The 24616-nt window shown below is 66.7% G+C and carries 19 protein-coding genes; 5 read left to right on the forward strand and 14 right to left on the reverse strand.

Translation table 11 applies throughout. The features are described 5' to 3' along the window. Positions 1–7: 7 nt before the first annotated feature. From steA to AC5Y21_RS10045, 9 genes are all read right to left on the reverse strand, one after another. The gene (gene steA / locus AC5Y21_RS10005; protein ID WP_499911846.1) at positions 8–1189 is read right to left on the reverse strand and encodes a putative cytokinetic ring protein SteA; all 1182 of its coding nucleotides are present in this window, start codon (positions 1187–1189) and stop codon (positions 8–10) included. Positions 1190–1368: 179 nt separating this feature from the next. Beyond that, on the reverse strand, positions 1369–3129 hold the full coding sequence (recN, locus tag AC5Y21_RS10010) for a DNA repair protein RecN (RefSeq protein WP_499911848.1): 1761 nt from the start codon (positions 3127–3129) through the stop codon (positions 1369–1371). Next, positions 3129–4052 carry an NAD kinase gene (locus AC5Y21_RS10015; RefSeq protein ID WP_499911850.1) on the reverse strand — a complete coding sequence of 308 codons (924 nt, stop codon included), beginning with the start codon at positions 4050–4052 and terminating at the stop codon, positions 3129–3131. Before AC5Y21_RS10015 ends, recN begins: the two co-directional genes overlap by 1 nt. Beyond that, positions 4049–4858: a TlyA family RNA methyltransferase gene (locus AC5Y21_RS10020; protein ID WP_499911852.1), complete on the reverse strand. Its 810-nt coding sequence runs from the start codon at positions 4856–4858 to the stop codon at positions 4049–4051. Before AC5Y21_RS10020 ends, AC5Y21_RS10015 begins: the two co-directional genes overlap by 4 nt. A gap of 8 nt (positions 4859–4866) precedes the next feature. Then, positions 4867–5052 (reverse strand): hypothetical protein, encoded by a 186-nt coding sequence (locus AC5Y21_RS10025; protein WP_499911854.1) that lies wholly within the window; start codon positions 5050–5052, stop codon positions 4867–4869. Positions 5053–5075: 23 nt separating this feature from the next. Further along, positions 5076–6077: an HAD-IIA family hydrolase gene (locus AC5Y21_RS10030; protein ID WP_499911856.1), complete on the reverse strand. Its 1002-nt coding sequence runs from the start codon at positions 6075–6077 to the stop codon at positions 5076–5078. A 1-nt stretch (position 6078) separates the two neighbouring features. Continuing rightward, complete coding sequence (locus tag AC5Y21_RS10035) at positions 6079–6879, reverse strand: tetratricopeptide repeat protein (protein ID WP_499911858.1); 801 nt, start codon at positions 6877–6879, stop codon at positions 6079–6081. Between the two features lie 48 nt (positions 6880–6927). Beyond that, on the reverse strand, positions 6928–8211 hold the full coding sequence (tyrS, locus tag AC5Y21_RS10040) for a tyrosine--tRNA ligase (RefSeq protein WP_499911859.1): 1284 nt from the start codon (positions 8209–8211) through the stop codon (positions 6928–6930). A gap of 11 nt (positions 8212–8222) precedes the next feature. Next, positions 8223–8834, reverse strand: coding sequence for a DNA-3-methyladenine glycosylase (locus tag AC5Y21_RS10045; RefSeq protein WP_499911860.1), 612 nt, complete (start codon positions 8832–8834; stop codon positions 8223–8225). A 57-nt stretch (positions 8835–8891) separates the two neighbouring features. Between AC5Y21_RS10045 and AC5Y21_RS10050 the strand changes: the two genes are divergently transcribed. From AC5Y21_RS10050 to AC5Y21_RS10060, 3 genes are read left to right on the forward strand one after another with little or no spacing between them, the layout of a single operon-like run. Further along, a complete protein-coding gene (locus AC5Y21_RS10050; protein WP_499911862.1) occupies positions 8892–9656 on the forward strand; it encodes an ABC transporter ATP-binding protein in 765 nt (254 codons plus the stop codon). Further along, on the forward strand, positions 9590–10420 hold the full coding sequence (locus tag AC5Y21_RS10055) for an ABC transporter permease (protein ID WP_499911864.1): 831 nt from the start codon (positions 9590–9592) through the stop codon (positions 10418–10420). Before AC5Y21_RS10050 ends, AC5Y21_RS10055 begins: the two co-directional genes overlap by 67 nt. A 4-nt stretch (positions 10421–10424) precedes the next feature. Next, positions 10425–11045 (forward strand): TetR/AcrR family transcriptional regulator, encoded by a 621-nt coding sequence (locus AC5Y21_RS10060; protein ID WP_499911865.1) that lies wholly within the window; start codon positions 10425–10427, stop codon positions 11043–11045. Here AC5Y21_RS10060 and AC5Y21_RS10065 read toward each other — a convergent pair. From AC5Y21_RS10065 to AC5Y21_RS10075, 3 genes are all read right to left on the reverse strand, one after another. Beyond that, positions 11011–11235, reverse strand: a complete 225-nt coding sequence (locus tag AC5Y21_RS10065; RefSeq protein WP_499911867.1) for a Trm112 family protein — start codon at positions 11233–11235, stop codon at positions 11011–11013. The two genes, AC5Y21_RS10060 and AC5Y21_RS10065, sit on opposite strands and share 35 nt — an antisense overlap. Next, positions 11228–14281, reverse strand: coding sequence for an acyl-CoA synthetase (locus AC5Y21_RS10070; protein WP_499911869.1), 3054 nt, complete (start codon positions 14279–14281; stop codon positions 11228–11230). The genes AC5Y21_RS10065 and AC5Y21_RS10070 overlap by 8 nt, the downstream gene beginning before the upstream one ends. A 247-nt stretch (positions 14282–14528) precedes the next feature. Continuing rightward, positions 14529–16067: an HNH endonuclease signature motif containing protein gene (locus AC5Y21_RS10075; protein ID WP_499911871.1), complete on the reverse strand. Its 1539-nt coding sequence runs from the start codon at positions 16065–16067 to the stop codon at positions 14529–14531. Between the two features lie 218 nt (positions 16068–16285). Here AC5Y21_RS10075 and AC5Y21_RS10080 point away from each other — a divergent pair, with 218 nt between their 5' ends. Further along, positions 16286–18058 (forward strand): ABC-F family ATP-binding cassette domain-containing protein, encoded by a 1773-nt coding sequence (locus AC5Y21_RS10080; protein WP_499911873.1) that lies wholly within the window; start codon positions 16286–16288, stop codon positions 18056–18058. Here the strand turns inward: AC5Y21_RS10080 and AC5Y21_RS10085 are convergent. Further along, on the reverse strand, positions 18032–19768 hold the full coding sequence (locus AC5Y21_RS10085; RefSeq protein WP_499911875.1) for an NAD-binding protein: 1737 nt from the start codon (positions 19766–19768) through the stop codon (positions 18032–18034). The two genes, AC5Y21_RS10080 and AC5Y21_RS10085, sit on opposite strands and share 27 nt — an antisense overlap. A gap of 419 nt (positions 19769–20187) precedes the next feature. Between AC5Y21_RS10085 and AC5Y21_RS10090 the strand changes: the two genes are divergently transcribed. Continuing rightward, positions 20188–21495 carry a cytochrome P450 gene (locus AC5Y21_RS10090; protein ID WP_499911877.1) on the forward strand — a complete coding sequence of 436 codons (1308 nt, stop codon included), beginning with the start codon at positions 20188–20190 and terminating at the stop codon, positions 21493–21495. A 10-nt stretch (positions 21496–21505) separates the two neighbouring features. Here AC5Y21_RS10090 and AC5Y21_RS10095 read toward each other — a convergent pair whose 3' ends face one another. Then, the gene (locus tag AC5Y21_RS10095; protein ID WP_499911878.1) at positions 21506–24613 is read right to left on the reverse strand and encodes a type I polyketide synthase; all 3108 of its coding nucleotides are present in this window, start codon (positions 24611–24613) and stop codon (positions 21506–21508) included. Positions 24614–24616 lie beyond the last annotated feature (3 nt).

Consider the following 24616-nt stretch of genomic DNA (forward strand, 5'->3'; position numbering starts at 1 on the left):
TCGGAAGTTAGGAGATTAAGTGCTGCACCCACTGGGAGAAATGGTTCCAGTACTCGACGAGCCAATGCAGCACCGTGGCGTCGGTGCGCGACACCCAGAGGGCGACAATGACCGCGATCAGCATTGTCAGCGCCAACAGCGCGATGGCGCCGCCGGACATGTGGTTGCGATACAGGGTGGCGACGGCCTGGGAGTCCACCAACTTCTCCCCTACCCGCAGTCTGGTGAGGAAGGTGGACGGGTTGCTCTGGGTCCGGTTCCGATCGAAGAAGGTCTCGATGTTGGCCGTGTGACCGGCGGTGACGAGCAGTGCGGCGCCGTGGTGATCGGCCAGCAGTAAGGCCAGGTCAACGGCCGAGCCGGCGGCCGGAAAGGTCATCGCTCCGACACCGAGATCCTGGATTCTTTCCAGGCCGGGCGCGTGGCCGTCGGCGTCGGCCGGCAATACCACCTGCGCACCGCACTTCAGGGCCTCGGTGCTGATCTGGTCGGGATCGCCGACGATGATCTGCGGGCGATAACCCGCCTTGCGTAACACGTCCGCGCCGGTTCCGACACCCACCAGCGCCGGTTGGTACTCCTTGATGAACGGCCTGAGGGCTTTCACGTCATCGGCCGCACTGGGCTCGTCGCCGACGATCACCACGTGCCGACGCCGCAGGTCGACGTCGATGTCGGGGATGCCGATGCCGTCGATCAACAGCGGGCTTTCGCTTTTGATGAACTCAATCGTGTTGCCGGCGAAAGCCTCCAGGTGCGCGGACAACCCACTCTTGGCTTCCCGCATCAGGTCGGCGATGTCGTGGTCGGTGCGTTCGGTGCCGCGGATCAGGCGGCGGTCGCCGGCGTAGACCCCACCCTCGTGCAGGCGGATCTTGGCGCCGTCCTTGACCTTCTTGAATACGTCCGGCCCGGTCTCGTCGATCAGCGTTACGCCGTTGTTGACCAGCACTTCCGGACCCAGGTTCGGGTAGCGGCCCGAGACGGACGGCGAGGCGTTGACGACGGCGGCGATGTCAGCCTCCACCAGCGCGTCGGCGGTAATGCGGTCCAGGTCCAGGATGTCGAGGACCACGATGTCGCCGGGGCAGACCCTGCGCAGCAATCGGTCGATATTCCTGTCCACCCGCGCGGTACCCACTAGGCCTGGCCGGGTGCTGTTACGAGTCAGAAGCGTGGACATCCTCATGGGGTGCGATTCTGTCCGCGATGCGGGGCCGGAGACGGGAGGCGCGCCGTAACATCTGCCTCAGAAGTTATCTAGCGTCACATTAGTAACAGCTTGATATCTGTCGGACATCGACGAGGGTGCGCAGATGTACGCGTTCTGCGGCGTGTCGGCGTACAGACACGCACGCTCGCGGCAGATCAAATGTCGTTCTGGGCGGTGTCCAGCAGTTCGCGGGCGTGCGCGCGACCGCTGTCGGACTCGCCGAGACCGGCCATCATCCGGGCCAGCTCAGCCACCCGGTCGTCGTCGGTCACCCGCTGCACCCCGCTGGCGCCCTTCGCCCCGGCATGCACCACCAAGTGCACATCGGCGTAGGCCGCGACCTGCGGCAAGTGCGTGACCACGATGACCTGCTGGGTGCGGGCCAGCCTGGCCAGTCGCCGCCCGATCTGTACCGCCGCCCGGCCGCCGACGCCGGCGTCTACCTCATCGAACACCATCGTGGTGCCGGCTGAACTTTTCCGGGAAGCCGCCAGCACCACCTCAAGCGCCAGCATCACCCGCGACAATTCGCCACCGGAGGCGCTCTTGGCCAGCGGCAGTACGGTCATGCCGCGGTGCGCGGCGAAGCCGAACTCGACCTGGTCCACCCCGTCGCCGCCGGCCCGGGCCACCTCGCCGGAGGGCAAGGTCAGGGCGGCCGGATCGGCTGGATCACCAACGCCGGCCGGATCGGTGCTGACGCCTATGGTGAATTCGGCATCGCCCATCGCCAGCGCGGACAGCTCGGCGGTCACCTCTTTGGCCAGCCGCTTGGCGGCTTTGCGGCGCATCTTGCTGAGATCGTCTGCGGCTTGCGCTAATTCGCGTGCCAACTCATCCACCCGACGTTCCAGGCCCGCCAACCCTTCTTCGGAGACGTCGAGTTGGATCAGCCGGTCCCGCGACTCGGCTGCCCACTGCAGCACCCCGTCAATGTCGGCGGCGTATTTGCGGGTCAATGTGCGCAGCTCGGCTTGCCGGGCCAGCTTGGATTCCAGCGCACTGGCGTCGGCCGGCAGCGCTTCCAGATAGTCGCCGAGTTCACTGCCCACGTCGACTACCACCGTCAGCGCCTCGCCGATTTGTCCGCCCAGCGCCTGCAACGTCGCATCGTCGGTCGATTCCAGTGCGGACCTGGCCCGCCCGAGGCTCTCGACCGCACCGAACCCGTCGGTGTCGTCGGACATTCCGGACAGCGCCAGACGGGCCCCGTTCGCGGCCTCGCGCAGCGTGTCGAGTTCGGAGAGCCGAACGATGTCGGCGATCAACGTGTCGTCCTCACCGGGTTGCGGGTCGACGGTGTCGATCTCGTGGAGCGCGAATTTCAGCCGATCCGCCTCTTGAGCGAGTTCCCGCGTCCGGCTGCGCCGGTCGCTGAGGTCGCGGCGCGCCGACAGCCACGCATCACGCAGCTTGCGGTAGCGCTCCACCGCCGGCCCCGTGCCCGCGAAGCGGTCCAGCGCCCCACGCTGCTCCTCGGGCCGCATCAACCGCAGCTGATCGTTCTGCCCGTGCAGGGTGAGCAGCTCAGTGGTGAAACCGCTCAGCGACTTGGCGGGCACACTGCGACCGCCGAGATAGGCACGAGAAGGCCCGTCGCGATTGACCGAGCGCAGCGCGATCACACTGCCGTCCTCGTCGCGCTCCGCCCCCGACGAGTCCAGAATCGCGTCCAGCTGCGCGGCCACGGCGTCGTCGAGATCGGTTGTGGTGAAACGGCCTTCGACGACGGCGCGGTCCGCTCCGGACCGAACCCGAGTGGCGTCCGCGCGGGCACCGCCAAGCAGGTGCAGGCCGCTTACCACCATGGTCTTGCCGGTGCCGGTCTCGCCGGTCAGCACGGTCAGGCCGCGACCGAACTCGGCGGTCGCGATGCTGATGGCGCCCAGCGACTCGATGCGGATCTCAGTCAGCATTACTTCCCGCGCCAACCGGTCACCGGCAACCGGAACTTGCGCACCAAGCGGTCGGTGAACGGCGCGCTGTCCAGCCGGGCCCATTTCACCGGGGTGCCGCAGCGGGTCACCTCGAGTCGGCCGCCGGCCGGTATCAGCATTTGGCGCCGGCCGTCGCAGAACACCAGGGCGTCGTGACCTGTCGCCTCGATCTCGATCGCGATGCAGGCATCGGGACTGGTCACCATGGGCCTGCCGAACAGCGCGTGCGCGTTATTGGGTACCACCAGGATCGCCTCGAGGTCCGGCCACAACACCGGACCGCCCGCGGAGAACGCGTAGGCGGTGGATCCGGTCGGCGTGGACACCAGCACCCCGTCGCAGCCGAATGTCGACACCGGACGGCCGTCGATTTCGACGACCACCCCAAGCACACCCAGCCGCGGCCCCTTTTCCAGGCTGGCTTCGTTGAGCGCCCATCCGTGCTCGAGGACCCGGCCCGCGTGACGCACCGCGACGTCGAGCGTCAGACGCTCCTCCACCCGGTAGTCGCGCGCGATGATGTGCTCCAGCACGCGATCGATGGCCTCGGCCTCGGCCTCGGCCAAGAAGCCGATCCGGCCCAGGTTGACGCCCAGCACCGGAATGCCCACGTTGCGGGCCAACTCGGCGGCGCGCAAAAAGGTGCCGTCGCCGCCGAGCACCATCACCAGTTCGCAGCCTTCGGCGGCGTGCGGGTCGGCGTCAACCACCTCGATGTCGACGCCCAGTGCGCGCATATCGTTTGGAGCCAGGTGCAGCGATCCCCGGTCCACCGCCTCGGCAGACAGCACGCGCAGCCCAACCCCCTTGTCGCCCAATACTTTCTCGACGCGGCGCGCGGTATCGGTGGCTTCGTCGCGCCCGGTGTGCACCACCAGCAGCACGGTACGTTCAGCGGTCATTGCGGGCCCTCCTCGACGGCCCAGCGGACCGCGTCTGCCAGCCCGTCGCCAACGAGCGCCCGATCGGTCTGGGCGCGCAGCCACAGGAAGTATTCGACATTGCCCGACGGCCCCGGTAGCGGGCTGGCCGTGACACCGACGGTGTGCCAACCCAGCTCCTCGGCGCGGTGCGCGACGGCCAGCACCGAGCCGGCGCGCAACTGCGCGTCGTGGACCACCCCGCCGGAACCGACCTGGCCCTTCCCCACCTCAAACTGCGGCTTCACCATGGGAACGATATCCGCGGTAGGCAAAGCGCATCCAGCCAGCGCGGGCAACACGGTGGCCAGCGAGATGAACGACAAGTCCGCCACCACCAGGTCGACCGGTCCGCCGATCGCCTCGGACGTCAGCTCGCGGACGTTGGTCCGCTCGATGACGACCACCCGCGAGTCGCTGCGCAGCGACCAGGCCAGCTGGCCGTACCCGACATCGACGGCGACGACCTCGGCGGCTCCGCGATCCAGCAGAACCTCGGTGAATCCACCCGTTGAGGCGCCGGCGTCCAGGCAGCGCCGGCCGTCGACGGCAACGCCGAAAGTGTCCAGCGCGCCGATGAGTTTGTGCGCGCCGCGGGACACCCAGCTGCGTTCGCCGTCGTCGGCGACGGTGAGGGCCGCGGTGACGGCGACGGCGGTGCCCGGCTTGACCGCAGGCAGGCCGTCGATGCTCACCTTGCCGGCACCGATCAATTCCGCGGCCTGCTGACGCGATCGCGCCAGGCCACGCCGAACCAGTTCGGCATCGACGCGGGCACGCCGAGGCACGTGCGCACTCAGCCCTTCTCCGCCGACTCCAGGGCCCGCAGCAGCACATCGTGCGCTTCGGAAAGACGGCGCGCGATCTCTTCGAGCTCGGCGAGAGACGGCCCGTCTCCGTTGTCGGCCGGGTGGGCGGGGTCGGGCAATTGAGCGAGCAGGGCCTCGATTTCGGCGCGGATCTGATCGGGATCGATAGTCATTGCGTTCCTACGCTAGTCACCGGCTAGTCGTCGTGCACCAGGGACCAGCGGCGCAGCGCGTCGTGCGCGCGATCGTCGCCGGCCTGGACGTCTAGCCCTCGGTCTCCGTCCCATACCGCATGGGCGACGGCACGCACGATCGACAAGCCGTCACCATCGTCGTCGCCGTCCGCGCTGACCGTCAAAGCCTGCCCGTCGACGTCGACCTGCCAGCCTGCCTGCGGCCCCACCTTGAGCAGCTCGGCGTCCTGGTGCAGGCAGCGCAGGTCATGGCCGATGTAAGTCGGCCGCTGCGCGGGATCGGCGTACACCGCATCGCGCGCACTGTTGACCCCGGTCAACACCATCAGGCTGGGCAGCCCGGCGGCGTTAGCCCCTTCGATGTCGGTGTCCAACCTGTCCCCGACCACCAAAGGCGCGCGGAAGTCGCCGCGGCCCACTGCATCTGTCATCAGCTGCGTCCCCGGCTTGCCCGCCACCTGAGGCTCCGCACCGGTGGCGGTCCGCAGCGCGGCGACCAGAGAGCCGTTTCCGGGCAGCAGGCCCCGTTCGGTGGGCAGGGTCGGGTCGACGTTGGCCGCCACCCACACGGCACCAGCCCGGATCGCCAGCGCGGCCTCGGCCAGCTCAGGCCAGCCGATGGTCTTGGAGAGGCCCTGCACCACGGCAACCGGATCGTCGTCGGCGCGGCGCACCGGACACAGGCCCGCCGCCGTAATCTCGTCGGCCAATGCGTCGGTGCCCACGATCAGCACGCGCGAACCCGGCGACAGCTGACCCGCCAGCAGGTGGGCGGCGCTCTGCGCGCTGGTGACCACGTCGTCACCGGAGGCAGTGAACCCGAGTTCGCTCAGATGCGCGGCGACCTCTTCGGCGCTGCGCGACGCGTTATTGGTGACATACAGCTTGCGGCTGCGCACATCGGCCAAAGACTGCACCGCGCCGTCGGTGGGCTGATGGCCGCGAAACACCGTGCCGTCCAGATCTATTAGCAGGCAATCGTATTCCTGCGCAATGCTTTTCACGTCAGCCGAGCTCGCTGACCCGCTCTTCGGCGTCGGTGATGCCCTCGACATCAGCGCCGGCCGCGCGCAAAAACCATTGCAGCGCTTCGTCTTGGCGCCCGAGTGCCAGCAGCGTGTCGGCGTAGGCGTAGAAAAGCCGCGCGGCTGTGGAGCCGCTGCGGGATGGGTCCAGCTGCGGCGTGGACAACAACGTCAGCGCCTGTTCCAACTGACCTAGATCGGCCCGGGCGCCGGCGGCGACGATGCGCAACTCGTCGGCGTCGTCGCCGCTGAGCTGGGCTGCTTCGGGTCCGCGGGCCAGTTCGATGGCCCGCTCCGGACGGCCCAGACCACGTTCGCAATCGGCAATCAGCGCCAGCAAGGCGGACTTGCTGCCCATTCTGCGGGCCGCGCGCAATTCGGCCAGCGCCTGCGCCCAGTCGCCGCAGTGGTAGGCGGCGATTCCGACGGCTTCGCGGACCGCAGCGATCCTGCTGGACCGGGCCCGCGCCGCGCGTGCGTGGCTCAGGGCGGCTTCCGGGTCCTCGTCGATCAGATCGCCGGCCGCGACCAGGTGGCAAGCCACCGCCTCAGCGGTCGCACGGCCCAGCGTGCTCAGCTCGCGCCGGATTTCTGGTGCCAGCTGCCGCGCGTCCACACCCGGCGGGATTCGCGGCCCTTCCTGGTCTGGGGCCGCTGCGCGGTCGTCATCGGCGGGAGTCCTCTGGGGCTGCACTGGGCGCGCCCGGCCCGGGCCGGACCAGCTGCCGGATGCCGAGCGCGGTCGTCGCTCGCCGCCGCGACCCCGCCTATCGTCGACCACTGTGCAAGGCTACGGGCACTTTGGACGGACCCACAATTTCGGCCTGACTTAGTCGACTCGTTCGATCCCGGCGATGTTGCGTTTGCCGCGGCGCAGGACCAGCCAGCGGCCATGCAGGAAGTCGGAGGCTTGCGGGGACCATTCATCGGTCTGGACGCGGACGTTGTTGACCGAGACGCCGCCTTCGCCGATGGTGCGTCGCGCCGCTTTCCGGCTTTCAGACAGGCCGCTGGCCACCAACAGGTCGACGATCCCGTCGGGACTGCCCGGCTTGAGTTCGGCGACCGTCGTCTCGCGCAGCGCCGCTCCCAACGTCTCCTCGTCGAGACGGCCCAGCTCACCCTGCCCGAACAGCGCCCGGCTGGCGTGCTCGACCGCTGCGGTGGCGGTTTCGCCGTGCACCAGCACGGTGAGCTCGGTGGCGAGCCGGCGCTGGGCCGCCCGCTGCTGGGGGCGCTCCGCTGTGGCCTGCTCCAGCTCGGCCAACTCGTCGGCCGTCAGGAAGGTGAACCACCGCAGGTAGCGGATCACGTCGGCGTCGGCGGTGTTGACGAAGTACTGGTACCAGGCGTACGGGCTGGTCAGCTGCGGGTCCAACCACAAGCTGCCGCCGCCGGTGGACTTGCCGAACTTGGTGCCGTCGGCCGCCGTCACCAGCGGGACGGTCAGTGCATGCACTGCGGCACCGAGCTTCTGGCGGACCAGGCGCACGCCGGCAATGATGTTGCCCCACTGGTCGGAGCCGCCGATCTGCAATGTGCAGCCGTGCCGCTGGTGCAATTCGACGTAGTCGTTGGCTTGCAGCAGCATGTAGCTGAACTCGGTGTAGGAGATCCCTTCGCCCTCCAGGCGTCGCCGGATCGTGTCGCGGTCCAGCATCACGTTGACCGAAAAGTGCTTACCGATGTCGCGCAGGAACTCGATGGCCGACATGGCGCCCGTCCACTCGAGGTTGTTCTCGACGATCGCCCCCGTGGCCGAGCCGTCAAAGTCGACGAAACGCTCCAACTGGCCGCGGATCCGATCGGTCCATTCGGCCACGGTGTCCAGCTGGTTGAGGGTGCGCTCGCCGATATCGCGCGGGTCGCCGATCATGCCGGTGGCGCCCCCGGCAAGCACGATGGGACGGTGACCGGCGCGCTGAAACCGCCGCAACGCCAGCAGCGGCACCAAGTGCCCGGCATGCAGGCTCGGCGCGGTGGGATCGAAGCCGGCGTAGACCGTCATGGGCCCGCGCTGGGCTTCGGTCGCCAGCGCCTCGAGGTCGGTGGACTGCGCGATCAGCCCGCGCCAGCTCAACTCGTCGAGGATCCCAGAAGACTCAGCAGACATCCCGCAGAACTCTAGTCGCTGGTTCCGAGAGCCGGCGCTCGCGGACTTCGCCGGTACGCAGACACCTCCGGCCGATCCGCGAGCCACAACCGCCACGGCCGGTCGGCGGCCTGGCTGATCCCGACGCGCGGGCCCGCGACCGCCGCAACGGGATCGTTGAGCTCAAGCGATACGGGACTGGCCGGATCGAACACGTCAATCCCGTTGTCATTCATGGTGATTCCTAAAGCTGAGCAGAGATTGCCCGGGCCTCGGGCCAATGCGGCGGTACGAACCAACTCCCCGCGCCGGGAACGCGCGACCAAAATGCCGTCCTCGATGACGCAGGCGCGCAGCAAGACAGCGGCCGCGGTGCCGTCGGGTCCGCACGCGACATTGGCGCAGACATGGATGCCATGACTGCGGTACGTGTAAAGGCGGCCCGACGGCCCGAACATGACGGCGTTGCGGCCGCTGCGTCCCCGGTACGAGTGAGCCGCGGCGTCCGGCCAGGGCCCGTCGGGCACCCCGCCGTACGCCTCGACCTCGACGACGGTGGCGCGAACGCCTCGTCCAACCAGGGTGGCGCCGAGCAATCGATGCGCGGCGGCCACCGGGTCGACATCGAGTTCTGCGGCGCTCACCGGACAGATTCTGCCCGGCCCTTGACAACGGCCTGTCAACGGGCAATTATTCATCACATGATGACTTCATCGTCTGATGAATTATTCAAAACGGGCACGGATTCCGCCGTCAGCATCAAGCACCTGAAGGTGATCCGAGGCAAACGCACCGCGCTGCACGACTTCTCGGTCGACATCGCCCGGGGCGCCATCACTGGCCTGCTCGGGCCGTCCGGTTGCGGCAAGAGCACCCTGATCCGCAGCATCGTCGGGACTCAGATCGTCGCCTCAGGCACGGTGACGGTGCTCGGTCGCCCGGCCGGTTCCGCGGATCTGCGCCATCGGGTCGGCTACCTTCCGCAAGATCCGACCATTTACCCCGACTTGCGGATCGTCGACAACGTCCGCTACTTCGCCTCGCTCTGCGGGTTCGACGGCGATGCGGCCGACGAGGCCATCGATCGGGTAGGCCTGACCGATCACCGAACTGCGGTCTGCAGCAATCTATCCGGCGGTCAGCGCACCAGGGTGTCGCTGGCCTGCGCATTGGTCTGCCGGCCCGATCTGCTAGTGCTCGACGAACCCACCGTAGGCCTGGATCCGGTACTGCGCGTGGACCTTTGGAAGCAATTCACCGACCTGGCCGAGGGCGGCACCACGCTACTGGTCTCCAGCCACGTGATGGACGAAGCCGACCACTGCGGTGACCTGCTGCTGATGCGTGAAGGCCACCTCGTCGCCCACACCACCCCGACCCAGCTACGAGAGGACACAGGATGCACGTCACTGGAGGAAGCGTTTCTGTCCATCATCCGACGCAGCACCGAGCGCCAGGCCGGGTAGGGCTCTACGGGCAACTGAAGCCGTACGCGGCCACCACGACACGAATCCTGCGTCAGCTGGCCGCCGATCATCGCAGCGTCGCGATGATTCTGGTGGTGCCCGTCGTGGTCATCACGCTGATGTATTTCATGTTCCAGAATGCCCCGCACCGCCCGGGCACCCCGACGCCGTTCAACAATGCCTGCCTGATCCTGCTGGGCCTTTTCCCGCTGTTCGTGATGTTCATCATCACGTCGATAACGATGCAGCGCGAACGGGCCTCCGGAACCTTGGAGCGCATCCTGACCACGCCGTTGCGCCGGCCCGACCTGCTGCTCGCCTACGGGACCGCCTTCTCGGTCGCCGCGGCCGCACAAGCCATTGTGGCTTGCCTGGTCTCGTTTTGGCTCCTGGACTTCAGCACCGCCGGCAGTCCCGTCTGGGTATTCGTGATAGCCATCGTCAACGCGATCCTGGGTGTCGGGCTGGGCTTGTTGTGCAGCGCCTTCGCCCGCACCGAGTTTCAGGCCGTGCAATTCATACCGTTGGTGATGGTGCCGCAGCTGCTGCTGGCCGGCATCATCGTCCCGCGTGCGCTGATGCCACACTGGATGCAATGGATCAGCAACGCGATGCCGGCCAGCTACGCACTGGAGGCCCTGCAAGAGGTGGGCAAACATCCGGAACTGACCTATGTCGCCGTGCGCGACATCGTCGTGGTGCTGGGCTTCGCGTTCGCGTCGCTGTGCCTGGCCGCTGCGACGCTGCGCCGGCGGACACCGTAAACCGTTGAGTACCAAAACAAGCCGCAGGCGACCGGGGCGCCCGGCCGGCAATTCCGATACCCGGCAGCGCATTCTGGACAGTGCACGAGAACTGTTCGCCCACAACGGCATCGACCGGACCTCGATCCGAGCCGTGGCCGCCGGGGCCGGGGTGGATGCCGCGCTGGTGCATCACTACTTCGGAACCAAGCAGCAGCTTTTTGCGGCCGCGATCCAGCTTCCGATCGATCCGATGGAAGTGATTGTGCCGATGCGCGAAACGCCGGTCGAGGAGCTCGGCTACAAACTGCCGTCGTTGTTGCTGCCGCTGTGGGATTCCGAGCTGGGCGCCGGGCTGATCGCCACGTTGCGGTCGTTGATAGCGGGCTCCGAGGTCAGTCTGGCGCGTTCATTTCTGCAGGAGGTCATCAGCGTGGAAGTGGGCTCGCGCGTTGACAATCCGCCGGGGACGGGCAAGATCCGCACGCAATTCGTCGCCTCACAACTGATGGGCGTGGTAATGGCACGCTACATCGTGAAAATAGAGCCGTTCGCATCGCTGTCGGCCGAGCAGATCGTGCAAACCATCGCGCCGAACCTGCAGCGCTACCTCACCGGGGATCTGCCGGACGGCCTTGCGCCATGAGGCGAGCATGCTCGTCGTCGTCGACGTCGCGGGCCTCGTCCACCAGCAGCACCGGAATGTCGTCCTCGATGCGGTAGGCGCGCCGCAGCCGCGGGTTGTAAAGCACTGCGCCGGCAGCGTCGTCGACGAGCACCAGCGGCCCCCGGTCAGCCGGACACACCAGAATGCTGAGAAGTGAATCGTCAAGCATCGCTGTGCTGATGCCTTCCGAGCAGCTCTGACCGCGCCGCCGGAGTGAGCCGCCGGAACTCCTTGCCGTCCGCGTCGAAGAACCACGCTTGCCGTCCGGCTTTGGGTACGCCGGCTGCCCGCAGGGCACTGACGTCCGGCCGGTAGGTGGTCGGGCTGAGCGGCAGTTCCGGCACCACGTGCACTATGTCAGGTCCGCGCCCGACGGGCATGTTGGCGATGGCTTCGGACACGCCTGCCGCCGTGATGGTGGCTCCCGGCAACAGTGCCACCGCCGAAACCGCCAGCTGACGGGTGCCCACCGACACGCCATAGGTCACCGCCAGGTCGACCCCGTTAATGCAGCCCAGCGCGTCGGTCACCAGCTCGGCATAGACCATCCCCCGCTTGCTGTGGATGACCGAACCGCGCCTGCCTGCCAGCCAGTAGTCTCCGTCCTCGTCGCGGCGGAACAGATACTCCGTCGATATCCAGGTGTCGGCGGGCGCGAAGACGCCGCGCTTGACCGACGCGGTTGGGTCGATAGGCCCGTTGGATTGCGCGAGCAGGACACCGATCTGGTTGACATCCGCGACCTGTACGAAGCCGCGGTCGTCCTCCAGGATCAGGTCGTGTTCGGCGTCGTAGGCGCCCAGCTCGACACGGCCCGCACCCGGCAACGGCCGACCCTTGCTGCCGACCTTGGCGCCGGACACGTTGGCCAGCACCGCCTGCCCGTCGGTGGTGGCGAAGAACTCGACGACGTGAGCAGGCGCGAACGCCTCGACGACCCGCTCCCACAAAGCGGTCGGCATACCCGAGCCGATGAAAAGACGCACCGGGTGATTGCCCTGCAGCACAAACGCGGGGTCGTCGACAACCTCGCGCAGCATGGCCCACGTGTAGGAGACGACCGTGACGCCGTATTGCCGTATCTCCTGGACAAACCGGTCCGGCTGCAGGCCCCGCGACAACGCGATGCGGGTACCGCCGACGACCGCGCCGCCCAGGTTGACCAGCAGCGCCGATTCGTGGTGCAGCGGCGTCAAGCAGTACACGGTGTCTTTGCGGTCGAGCGAGGCGGTTGACGCGGTGCCGAAGGCCGACACCGCCCACCGGTAGTTGGTGATCTGCTTGGCGACCAGCTCGCCGCTGGCCGTGGTGAATGCAATCGCCGCCAGGTCCCGCGCCAGCCCTGGGTTGGGCCGGTACCAGGCCGGAAGTTCGACGGCGTCGGGGTCGATCTTCTCCATGTCGATGACTAGACCCTCTTCCAAGGCGTCTTTCGGCAAGTGCAGATCGCGCGATTCACCACCGCCCAGCACCAATACCTGTCCCGGTTGCTGACGGGCCGCATCGAGGTTGGTGGGGTCGGTCAGGATTTCGGTGACTCCCCCGAGCCGGACCATTGCGGCCAGGTCGGCATCGGGCCGCATCACCACCGCGACCGCGCCGAGCCGAGACAGCGCGGCGATCGCGACCAGCGCACTGGGCCGCGTCTCCATCAGCACACCGACCCGGTCGCCTTGCCGCACCCCGACGTCGATCAAACCGCGAACTACGTTGTTAATCCGGCGGTTCACGGCCTCGTAGGTGTGTACGCGCCCGTCGAACAACAGGAATTCGCCCTGTGGGGCGTCGTGTGCCTGCTCCTCGATGATGCGGCCGAGCGAGACGCGGGTGTGGTCGTTGAGCTGTCCGAGCCGGGCCAGTCGCGGCAACGTCCGGGCCGTTTCCACGGCGAGGGTCCGCATGGATTTGTTCGCAGCGACGACCGCCTCGGCAGTGCCGCGGGCCAGGGCCAGCGCCGCCTCGGAGACCTCTCCTAAACCGTGCGCGAGCCGGGAGCTGAATGCGACCCCGCTGTCGTTGTGCTCCTCCGGTTGGTCGGCCATCAGGTCGATGTTGTCCGGCTTGTCGCCGCCGGTGGAGACCCAACGCACCCACTGCGCCACCGTCGGCCAGCTCTCCTTAGCCGCCCTGGATCCGACTACCAGTCCGAAATGGCCTGTGCGAATTGAGTATTCGAATACCTCGGCATTGGGCGCGGCCCGGCGGATACCGCGCACCGACGCCGGCTGGCCGATGTCGTCGACCTCGCCGACGAACGCCAGTATCGGACAGCTGATATCGGTGAGCGTGACCATCTGGCCGTTGATGGCGAAACCGCCGGTCATCATTCGGTTGTGTGCGATGAACTGCTTGAGCAGCTCGGAGATCGCCGGGCCGGACCAGGCGATCCAGCCTTCGCGCTCCAGGAATCTGCGCTGCTGCTCGCGCGGCAGCAGGGCCTCACGGTCGTGCAGCTGACGCACGAAGTCGACCCGGGCTTTGGCGGTCTTGAGGGGATCCATCATCTGAAACCCGGTGCGCGCCATCCAGCTTGGGATATTCAACCGGTTGAAGACGTGGTCGGCCATGAAATCTGCGATCGCGGGTGCCATGTTCGCCGGCAAGCCCATCGGCAATGCGGCCAGGGTGTCCACCGGAGAGCCGAACGCCACAATGCTGGCGAGCTTCTTGGAGCGACGGTAGGCCGCGACCTGATAGCACCACATGCCGCCCTGCGAGTAACCGACGAGGTGCACGTCCTGGCCGGTGGCGTCGCCGACCGTATCGATGGCCTGACTGAGCGCCACGATGTGGTCGGCCAGGTTACGACGCATTCCTCCCTCGACCTTGTCGGGTGAGCCGAAGTCGATGACCCACGGATCCAGTCGGTGGGCGTGCAGAATCCCCACCGCGCCGTCCTCGCGGGTGACGTCCCACATGTCGGCCGACATCATCATCGGGTGCACCATCAGCACGGGTGGGCCGACCTTTTGTTGTCCGGGCCGGCTGTCTGGTGGGAAGTACCGCTTGAGCTTGTACATCGGTACGCTCTCGACGGTTTGAGACGGCGACGGGACGCTGCCAGTCTCCAAGCCCCCTAATCGCAGGACTTCCAGGCCGTTCTGTGCCGTAGCTACCAGCCGCTCGACGGGCCGTGTGACCACCGATAAATTGAGATCCACTACTTGCTCCTGGTGCTCCCTGCAGTCCTTGACAGCGTGGTCATCATGGCACATCTGCGAGCCTCGCGGTTTGAGTCGCTTTGTCCGCTTCGCGATGCTGCCGGGCTTGCCCTTCCGCCATGTTCTCGGAGACGCGCGATGCGCTGAGCGAGGACTTGCGAGTCGCCGAATCGCGGATCGCATGCGGCTGTGATCGGCTCAGGTCTCGGGTTCGAGGAGCGCGGCCGTTACGAGCTCAAGGGCCCGCCCGGCGAGTGGCGGCTGTTCGCCGTCACTTCTGTGTAGCGGCGTTTCCCGGCAATCAGAATGGCGGGGGTGCGTCTGGGTCGGGGTTATAGCCCGGCGGCGGGTTGGCCCGCAGGCGTTGGGTATCGGCTTGGGCTTGAGCTTGGCGGGCTTGGTGGTTTTGGTGGCGTTCGGTGGCGATGCGGTAGGCGCGTTCTTTGGCGCGGGTGCGTCGACGTTTGGGCATCATCGCGGTGCGCGCTGGGCACGGCTCAGGTGGTGTGGTGTCGGTTTCGGGGGCGGGCATGCCGCCCACGGCGTGGCACAGGCTGGGGAACAGCAGCGCGCTGCCCGGGGTGGTGACGTGGGTCTGGCCTGAGGGTGAGGTCAGGATCAGGGTGCCGTCGGGCAGTTGCTTTTCCGTCCAGCCCCAGAACGTTTTCACCAGGTGATGGGTGCGGCACTTGCAGTTCAGGTTGCCCGCATGCGTGGGCCCACCCTGGGCGTGCGGGATCGAGTGGTCGATGTCGCACTGCGTGGCGGGGACATCGCAGCCCGGCCAGCGACAGGTCAGATCGCGGCAGCGCACGAAATCGGCCAACGCCTTCGACGGGACATAGCCGGGCTCAGGTGGGGCATCACCGGGATGAAGCAACGGCACCAGCGTGGCCGACTTGGCCAGTTCGGCCACCAGCTCGGGGCTAATCAGCCCATCGGCACCGACCTGCCAGCCCGGCGCCTCGCTGCGGCCCTCGATCGTGGCCTGCTCGGCGATCAGATGAATCGCCACCGGGGAAGCCGCCGGCCGCTTCCCGGCGGCACAGTCGCGACGCCCGCAGCGACACCCCAGCCGATCAGCCCCGGCCGCCAACGCCCCCAACGCATCGGCGCGACGCTGCACCGCGGTGCGCGGATCGTGCTCACACACGGTGGCCGCCAACGCCGTCAGCCGCTTATCCAGCGCGTGCGCATCGGAGGTGAACAGGCTGCCGCGGATCTCCGAGGTGCCATCTTGATCCGCCCCGATCGAGATCTCGCGATCGCCCTGATCCTTGGTGCGCCGGCGCACCGCATCGGCATCTACGCGGGCCACGACGGCATCGACCTTGCCCGACAGCCGGGCGTTGGTCATGGAGGGCCACCGGGTCACGTTGGCCGCCACCAACCCATCCACCCGGGCCAACACCGCAGTGTCCTCGATCAAATCGGTGCGATACACGATGGTCTGAAATGCCCGATAATCGATATCCCCGGCGGCAAACACCGCAGCCGTCTGGGGCAACCTCTCGCGCATCGCTCGCGCGTAGCGGATCCGGCTGGCGGCCATGCCCTGGCTGATCCGCAACCCCGCGCCCACCTCGGCGGCCACCGCCTCCATGGTGTCGATGGCCCAGTCCTCGGTGTCCGAGCTCTGGGACAGCCGGTAGGCGAACAACTCCCCGATCGCCACCAACTGCGCAGCCGCGGCCCGGTTCTCCGCGCGGGATGCCGCCGCCACGCGTTGCACCCATGACCGAGATTCCGGGGTCGGGGTGCGCAGCCCGATCCCGTCCACGGCCTCTTCGACCTCGGCGACGCTAGAGGCTTGCGACCGGACAAACACTCCTTCGAACATGTGTTCGATTATACCCGACTCCACCGACCGGTCCGGCGGAATCAATGCCGTCCACTTTTCAGCGCATCCAAGTTCTGCCAAAATCGACTACGGCGGGGCGACCTCCATGTGTCGACTCCGGGTCTGGCTTAAACAGCAACGCTTGAGAAGCGTTTGAGGCGGCCCGCCCCCAATACCGCCCAACTTGCCAAGCCGCACCGGCCGGTAACTTTGGCGCGGTGGCACACCTCCTCGGAGCCGAGGCCATACACCTGGCATATCCCACTCAGGTGGTATTCCAGTCGGTCACGCTCGGCGTGAACGACGGTGCGCGCATCGGCATCGTGGGCCGAAACGGCGACGGCAAGTCAAGCCTGCTGCGACTGCTCACCGGTCAGCTGCGGCCGGACTCCGGACGGGTCACCCGGCGCAGCGGCCTGAGGGTCAGCGCCCTGAGCCAGGCGGACACGCTCGATCCCAGCCATACGGTGGGCTGGACGCTGGTCGGCGACCGGCCAGAACACCAGTGGGCCAGTGACCCCCGCGTACGCGACGTGGTCGATGGGCTGGTATCCGATATCGCCTGGGGCGCAGAGATTTCCACGCTCAGCGGCGGTCAGCGGCGGCGGGTCCAACTGGCCCGGCTGCTCATCGGCGAATGGGATGTGATTGCGCTCGACGAGCCCACCAACCACCTCGATATCGAAGGCATCACCTGGCTGGCGCGCCATCTGAATCAACGCTGGGCCCGCAACACCGGAGGGCTGCTGCTGGTCACCCACGACCGCTGGTTCCTCGACGAAGTCGCCACTACGACATGGGAAGTGCACGACGGGACTGTCGAGCCGTTCGAGGGCGGATACGCGGCGTATGTGCTGCAGCGTGTCGAGCGGGACCGGCTCGCCGCCGCGGCCGAAGCCAAGCGCCAAAACCTGATGCGCAAGGAGCTGGCCTGGCTACGCCGTGGCCCACCGGCGCGGAGCTCAAAACCGAAGTTCAGGATCGAGGCCGCCAACCAGCTGATCGCCGACGTGCCTCCGCCGCGCAACACCCTCGAGCTGGCCAAGCTGGCAACCGCCCGGCTAGGCAAGGACGTCATCGATCTGCTCGACGTCTCGGTCACCTTCGAGAGCCGGCCGGTGCTGCGCGATGTCGAATGGCGGATCGCCCCGGGCGAACGCACCGGCATCGTCGGTGCCAACGGCGCCGGGAAGTCCACCCTGCTGGGGTTGATCGCCGGCACCATCGCGCCGGACACCGGCCGGGTCAAGCGGGGCAAGACCGTCCGGCTGGCGGTGCTCGACCAGCAAGGCGATGACCTGGCCGCGCTCGCCGGCGACCGGATCGCCGACGTGCTGGGCCGGTTACGGAGCGGCTACCAGGTCGACGGCCGCGAGGTCACCCCGGCTCAACTGCTGGAACGTCTCGGCTTCGCCCGCGGCCAGCTGTCTGCGCGGGTCGGCGAACTGTCCGGCGGTCAAAAGCGCCGGTTGCAGCTCATGCTCACCCTGCTGTCGGAACCCAACGTGCTGCTGCTCGACGAGCCCACCAACGACGTCGACACCGAAATGCTGACCGCCACCGAGGACTTGCTCGACTCTTGGGCGGGCACACTGATCGTCGTATCCCACGACCGGTATCTGCTCGAACGCGTCACCGACCAGCAGTACGCGATTCTCGACGGCCGGTTGCGGCATCTGCCCGGCGGTATCGACGAATACCTTCGGCTCGCTGCTGACACCGCCCGTACTTCAGAACCACCGCGTCCGGCAACCCAGCCGCAGACCATGACCGGCGCACAGCGACGTGCCGCCGAGAAGGAGCTGGCATCGGCCGACCGCCAGCTGGCGCGGCTGGCCGAACGAATCGCGGCCAAGCACACCGAACTCGCCGAGCATGACCAGTCCGACCACGTCGGCATTACCCGGCTGACCCAAGAGTTGCGGGCCCTGGAAGACGAGGTCTCCGGGGTGGAGGGCCGCTGGCTAGAGCTTTCGGAGGCGCTCGAATGAGTCGCTGCGTGCCCTGCTCTGCTTGGGACACTGTCCCTTGAGCAACGCGTTCAGCAACTGCCGGTACGGTCCGACGAGATATGCCGTGTCCCCGGCCCTCAGGCGAGCGTCGCGGCGTGGGTGCAGCCTGACCGCTGCGTCGTGACGGGTGATCGCGATGACGCGGGTGTGGGTGGACATCTCGAACAACGTCATCCCATCGAGTTCGCTGCCCGCCTCCACATACATCGAGCCGATCATGAACGAGCTCTGCCCGACCGAAAACGTCCCCAGCACCTGCAGGCCCATCGCGGCGCCGATGAACCACGGCGCAGCCAGTTCGACGGTGGACCGAACATTTTCGAATCCGAACCGCTGCGCCACCGCAAAGCCGAGCTCACGGTCGTAGACCCGCAGCACGATCGGCACGTCGGGCCGCTGCAGTTCGGGCATCACCTCGGGGCCGTATATCTCACTGAGTACGATCCCGGCCTCGATATTGACCATGTCGTCCTGGGTCAGCACCGCCACCGCGCGAGCGCGGTCGATACACGCTGATTCCAGCGTCTGCCGCAGCGTTGCGTCGCCGAAAATCACCGGTACGTCGAGTTCAGCCGCCAACGGCAGAAAGGGGTTGTCATCGTCGTTCTCGATCACGGCTGCGTCGTATCCCGCTGCGGTCAGGTCGCTGACGACGCGGATGCCCAGCGAGCCCAGTCCCACGACGATGACGTGGTTGCGCAGATGACGCACGCGCCGACGTCCTGCCGAGTGGGTGAACCGGCGGGACAGCAGTAAGTCTGCGATGAACGCGACAAGGATCGCGGTGGTGGTCATGCCGACGAACATCAACATGACGCTGAACAGTCGAAGCCACGTTGGTTGCTGGGCAAAGCTGAAGTCGCCGTAGCCCACCGTGGTGATCGTCTCGGCGCTGAAGTACAGCGCGTCGAGCCACGTGATCCCGGGATGGCGCAGGTAACTGAAGCGCAGCAAAATCGTTGAGCCGATCAGCAGGATCAGCCCGACCGCAGACGCGGGATAAAACGCGGGGTTGACGTCTTGGCGCACGGTGCGTGCGGCGTCGAGCACTCGCCGCAGCATGGTTCGGCCTGCCCGTGTGGCAACAGCCCGCGGGACCTTGACGCCGCATGCGGCCAACTGGTCGGCGGTGCCGATCATTGCGGTCCAGTCACCGACATGCACTCGCAGATCGCGGCCCGGACACGCCACCACATCGCCTGGGGCAGAGGAGTTCTCGCCCTGGATCACTGCCACCGGCGCCAAGTCGCCGTAGAGTTCGCGCAGCGTCGCGTCGTGCGTTGCCTCGGTTCCCCAGACGACGAATTCGATGCCGGCCGCTTCGAATGGGTGTGTTGTGCTCGCCAGGCATGCTTCGACGACCGATGGAGCCGCGAGGTCGGCGACGTCGAGGATCGCGCCCGGCCCGTTGTCGGCGGCCATCGCGCCGCGCAGCACGTCGTTGGCCAGCCGAGCCACCACGCGTAACTGGGGGTTGGCTTTCCTTGCCAGCAAAGCGAGTTCGAGATTTTTCGCGTCGTCAGCGCCGGCGCAGACGACGGCGAGCGCATGGGCGACCCCGGCGTCGGCCAGCTCGTCGTCGGCGAGCCTGACAATGCTCGCGCCGGCGTTGTTCAGCTCTTCGACAATCGTCGTGGCCAGCGCGTCGTCACCGCTGACAATGATGTGGCGGTCGAGCCGGTCGTGCACCATAAACACCTATTTCTGTTGGCACTGACGTATCTTTCGGGCGACCGGCCCGCACACAGCGACGATGTCTGCAGCAGCTACTGGTAAACAGGTGAAGCGGCTACGCGGGGGCCGGATGTAAGCGATATGGATTTCGGAGACGGACTATCGCTCGGACTCATCAGGTCCTCACCTCCTCGCCGCCAGGACACACGCGGGTGTCGCAGTTGTTCGCGTGCACTGGTGTCTTCGCCGTTGGGGGTCAGCGACCTACGCCCCATGCAGAGGCATCACCTAGCGAGGTGCTCGCGAAGCCCATGATGACTCCCCCAGCAGCCAAAATCAATTAACTTCGCGCCGCAGCAGCCGATATGGCGGTCAGGTACTGTCGAGCCGCGGTCGTCAAGATTTCGAGATGCAACCCGCGCGGGGAGGAACCCATGGCGGAAAAACCGTACAGGACAGTACATTACCGGCCCGGCGAGGCGCTGCTGGCACTGTATCGGCGCCGGGGTGCGGTGATCAATTCCGGAGTCGGCCGACACGGTTATACCTATCTGCTGGGAGACGAGGCGAATAAGTTCGTATTCGCCAACGCCGATGCGTTCAGCTGGCGGGAGACGTTCGAGAGCCTGGCTGTCGTGGACGGGCCGACGGCCCTGATCGTCAGCGATGGGGAAGATCATCGGCGCCGCCGCAGCGTGGTGGCGCCGGCGCTACGGCATCGCGAGATCCAGCACTACGTGCAGACCATGGTGTCCAACATCGACGCCATGATCGACAGCTGGCAGCCCGGGCAACGGTTGGACATCTACCAGCAGTTCCGTTCCGCGGTGCGGCGCAGCACCGCCGAGTCGCTGTTCGGCCAGCGCCTGGCCGACCATTCCGATTTCCTGGGCGAACACCTCCAGCCCTTGCTTGACATGACCCATCAACTGCCGCAGGTCATGCGGCTGCAGCGGCGGCTCAACGCACCGGCGTGGCGACGGGCGATGGCGGCCCGTTCGCGCATCAACGATCTCATCGACGCTCAGATCGCCGATGCTCGATCCGACCCCAGACCCGACGACCGCATGCTGGCCATGCTGATCAACGGACGCGGCGAAGAAGGCTATGCACTGGACGACAACGAGATTCGCGATCAGGTCATTTCGATGATCACGGCCGGATACGAGACCACCAGCGCCGCGCTGGCTTGGGCGACGTACACGCTGTTGACCCTGCCAGGTGCCTGGGACGCCGCGACCGACGAAGTGAAGCGGGTAATCGGCGACAGACCGCCGACCGCCGAGGACCTCGATGCGCTCACCTACCTCAATGGCGTTGTGCACGAGACGCTTCGGTTGTACTCGCCGGGTGTTATCTCGGCTCGCAGGGTGATGCGCGACCTTTCGTTCGACGGGCATCGCATCCGGGCGGGGCGGTTGCTGGTATTCAGCGCATACGTCACTCATCGACTCCCCGAATTATGGCCTGAGCCAACAGACTTCCGTCCGCAGCGCTGGGATCCGGATTCATCTGAGTACCGCAAGCCCGCGCCGCACGAGTTCATCCCGTTCAGCGGAGGATTGCATCGGTGCATCGGGTCGATGATGGCCACCACCGAGATGACCGTGATGCTCGCAAGGCTCATCGCCCGGACCAGGTTGCGGCTCCCGGCTCAGCGCATCCGGGCGGCCAACTTCGCCGCGTTGAGCCCGCATCCGGGGCTGACCGTCGAGATCAGCGACCCAGTGCGAGCGCAATAGCGCAATTTCGTCATTGGCCGGGATCCTCGTCGTCCGAGTTGAGCGCCATTGCGATCAAGGCATCGGGAGTTAGTGAGTCGATGTCGTCGTCACTGACAGTTAAATCGGGGAGAGACTTTTCGTGCCGCTGAGCCAGTTGTATCAGCTTGTCGAGTAACCCCGTCCTGCGAAGCTCGTTGAGCGGAATCTTTCTCAGCGACAGCCAAATCTTTTCGTCGTCGGACTCTTCGCGGCCGTGCAGCAGGAGTTGCGCCAAATAATCGGCCAACTCCGTTGGAGTGGGATAGTCAAAGATCAAGGTGCGCGGCAACGCGAACCCGGTATCGGCGCTGAGGCGGTTGCGTAGTTCGACACCGGTCATTGAGTCAAACCCGAGGTCTTGGAAAGCACGCTCGGCGTCGATGTCATGACGGCTCGCGTGGGCCAAGACAATCGCCGCGTGCGAGCACACCAACTCCACGAGGTGACGCTGCTGCTCCTTGGGGTCCAATCCGTGTAGACGCTTGGTCAGGCCGACCGACTGGCTCGCCTCAGGCAGCTCTCCGCCGGCACCGGATCCATCAGCACCCAACCAAAACCGCTGCCGTGCGAAGCCATACGTCGGCAACTCGACCATCCGGCCCCCCAGGCCGTCCATCATCGCCAGCCAACCCACACGCAGGCCCGTGGTGAACAACCGCCCCACTGCGGTCATTAACGACTCGATCTCGGGGCGGTCCTTCGCCAACGTCGCCACCAACACCGGCTGTTCGCCGGTCAACGCCTGCTCCATCGCGGCCGTTAGCCCGGCCCCGGGACCGACCTCCACGAACACCCCTGCCCCCAGCGATTCGACGGTCTGCACACCGTCGGCAAAGCGCACCGGCCGGCGCACATGCTCAACCCAGTACTCGGGCGACCCATACTCCGGGCCGGCCAATTGTCCAGACACGTTGGCCACCAGCTTGATCCGCGGCTCGGCCGCCGACACTCCGGCCACCGCCCGGCCGAACTTGTCGATCATGGGCTCCATCAACGGCGAATGAAACGCATGCGATACCGCTAAGCGATGCACGCGGCGACCCATCCCGGCCAGCCGCTCCGCGACCGCACCCACGGCTGCCGCCTCACCGGAAAGCACCACCGCAGTGGGGCCATTGACAGCCGCAATATCCACACCCGCGGTGAGCAACGGCATCACCTCGTCCTCGCCGGCGGCCACCGCGACCATCACCCCGCCCGCCGGCAATTCAGCCATCAACCTGCCCCGCGCGGCCACCACCATCGCGGCATCGGCCAGCGACAGCACTTCTGCCACACACGCCGCGCTGATCTCACCCACGGAATGGCCCGTCACGAAGTCTGGCTCAATACCCCAGTGCCGCAGCAATGCAGTCAATGCCAGCTCCACGGCGAACAACGCCGGCTGGGCGAACTCGGTACTCGCCAGCAGCGCCGCGTCGCCGCCCCACACCACTTGCCGCAGCGGCAACCGGAGATGGTCGTCCAGCGCATCGGCTGCCTCGTCAAAAGCCTTCGCGAACACCGGAAACCGGCCATACAAAGCCGATCCCATCCCCAACCACTGCGAGCCCTGTCCGGGAAACACGAACACGGTTTTGCCGGGCGACTGCGCACGGCCCACCACCACACCCTCGGCCGGCTCACCGATTGCCAACCCGGCCAGTCCGCCCCTCATCGCGGCGCGATCTGCCCCCACCACCACGGCCCGATGCTCGAACACCGACCGGGTCGCGACCAGCGACCACGCCAGGTCGGCCGCATCCAGTCCCTCGTCAGCGTCCACCCACGCCAGTAACCGTTGCGTCTGATTCGCCAACGCCTGCGGCGACCGTGCCGACAACACCCACGGAATCACCAGGTCGCCGTTATCGCGCGGCGCCGCAGCGCTTTCCGGCAGTGGGGCTTGCTCCACCGGAGCTTCTTCCAGAACTACGTGCGCATTGGTCCCGCCCATTCCGAACGACGACACCCCCGCACGTCTCGGCCCGTCGTCGACGAGCCACGGCGTCAACGCCGTGTTGATACGCAGCCCGAGGGTTTCCAGATCGACCTCGGGGCTGGCGCCGGCAAAGTTGAGACTTGGTGGGATAACCGCGTTTTCGATTGCCATTGTCGTCTTGATGAGTCCCGCGATTCCCGAGGCGCTGCCGGCGTGGCCGATGTTGGTCTTGACCGACCCGATACCCAACGGGTGGTGGCGACGCTGGCCGAACGCCTCCCCCAGTGCCGTCGCCTCGATCGGGTCGCCGATTTCGGTGCCAGTTCCGTGCGCCTCGACGTAGTGGACCTGACGGCTGTCCAAGCCAGCGCAGGCCAGTGCACGCGTTATGACGTCGACTTGCGCCGACGCCGACGGCACGGTCAACCCGACTGTGCTGCGCCCGGCGTTGCCGACCGCGCTGCCGCGAATGACCGCGCGGATACAATTTCCGTCGGCGAGGGCGGCGCGCAATGGTTTCAGCAGCACCAGGCCGCCACCTTCGCTCCGCACGTAACCGTCCGCGCGTTCGTCGAATGCATAAGTGTGGCCGAATGTCGACACTGCGCCGAATTCTGTTTCCAGCATCGCAGTTTCGTTGGCGAGGTTGAGGTGTACCCCGCCCGCTATCGCCAGCGGCGACTCGCCGGCGCGCAGGTTTTCACACGCGAGGTGAACGGCGACCAGCGAGGATGACTGACCGGAGTCAACGGTCATGCTGGTGCCGTGCATGCCGAAGGTGTACGAGATCCTGTTGGCGATCATCCCGCGGCTGATGCCGGCATATGAATGGTGATCGAGGTTGTCCGGAGCGTCTCGCACAGTGAGGTATGCATAGTCGTCGTTCATCGCACCGACGTAGACGGCAACCTGTTCTCCGGACAGGGTTTCCGGCAACACGCGCGCGTCTTCGAGCAGTTCCCACGTCAGTTCCAGCGCTAGTCGCTGCCGGGGGTCCAGCGCACAGGCCTCGCGCGGCGACAGGTTGAAGAAGTCGGCGTCGAATTCTGCGACGTTGTCGACGGCCGATTCGGTGACCTCGAGCCCATCGCGCAGCAGTCGCCAGAAGTCACGGGGGTTATCGGCGCCGGGAAACCTGCACGCGAGTCCGATGATCGCTATCTCAGTCGGTGGCACGAC

The organism is Mycobacterium sp. NGS41, assembly GCF_059812725.1.

What these genes read in the sequence shown, in the direction of transcription:
- steA (WP_499911846.1), bottom strand. Translation starts at nt 1,189, where the DNA reads ATGAGGATGTCCACGCTTCTGACTCGTAACAGCACCCGGCCAGGCCTA.
- recN (WP_499911848.1), bottom strand. Translation starts at nt 3,129, where the DNA reads ATGCTGACTGAGATCCGCATCGAGTCGCTGGGCGCCATCAGCATCGCG.
- AC5Y21_RS10015 (WP_499911850.1), bottom strand. Translation starts at nt 4,052, where the DNA reads ATGACCGCTGAACGTACCGTGCTGCTGGTGGTGCACACCGGGCGCGAC.
- AC5Y21_RS10025 (WP_499911854.1), bottom strand. Translation starts at nt 5,052, where the DNA reads ATGACTATCGATCCCGATCAGATCCGCGCCGAAATCGAGGCCCTGCTC.
- tyrS (WP_499911859.1), bottom strand. Translation starts at nt 8,211, where the DNA reads ATGTCTGCTGAGTCTTCTGGGATCCTCGACGAGTTGAGCTGGCGCGGG.
- AC5Y21_RS10050 (WP_499911862.1), top strand. Translation starts at nt 8,892, where the DNA reads ATGATGACTTCATCGTCTGATGAATTATTCAAAACGGGCACGGATTCC.
- AC5Y21_RS10055 (WP_499911864.1), top strand. Translation starts at nt 9,590, where the DNA reads ATGCACGTCACTGGAGGAAGCGTTTCTGTCCATCATCCGACGCAGCAC.
- AC5Y21_RS10065 (WP_499911867.1), bottom strand. Translation starts at nt 11,235, where the DNA reads ATGCTTGACGATTCACTTCTCAGCATTCTGGTGTGTCCGGCTGACCGG.
- AC5Y21_RS10070 (WP_499911869.1), bottom strand. Translation starts at nt 14,281, where the DNA reads ATGTGCCATGATGACCACGCTGTCAAGGACTGCAGGGAGCACCAGGAG.
- AC5Y21_RS10075 (WP_499911871.1), bottom strand. Translation starts at nt 16,067, where the DNA reads ATGTTCGAAGGAGTGTTTGTCCGGTCGCAAGCCTCTAGCGTCGCCGAG.
- AC5Y21_RS10090 (WP_499911877.1), top strand. Translation starts at nt 20,188, where the DNA reads ATGGCGGAAAAACCGTACAGGACAGTACATTACCGGCCCGGCGAGGCG.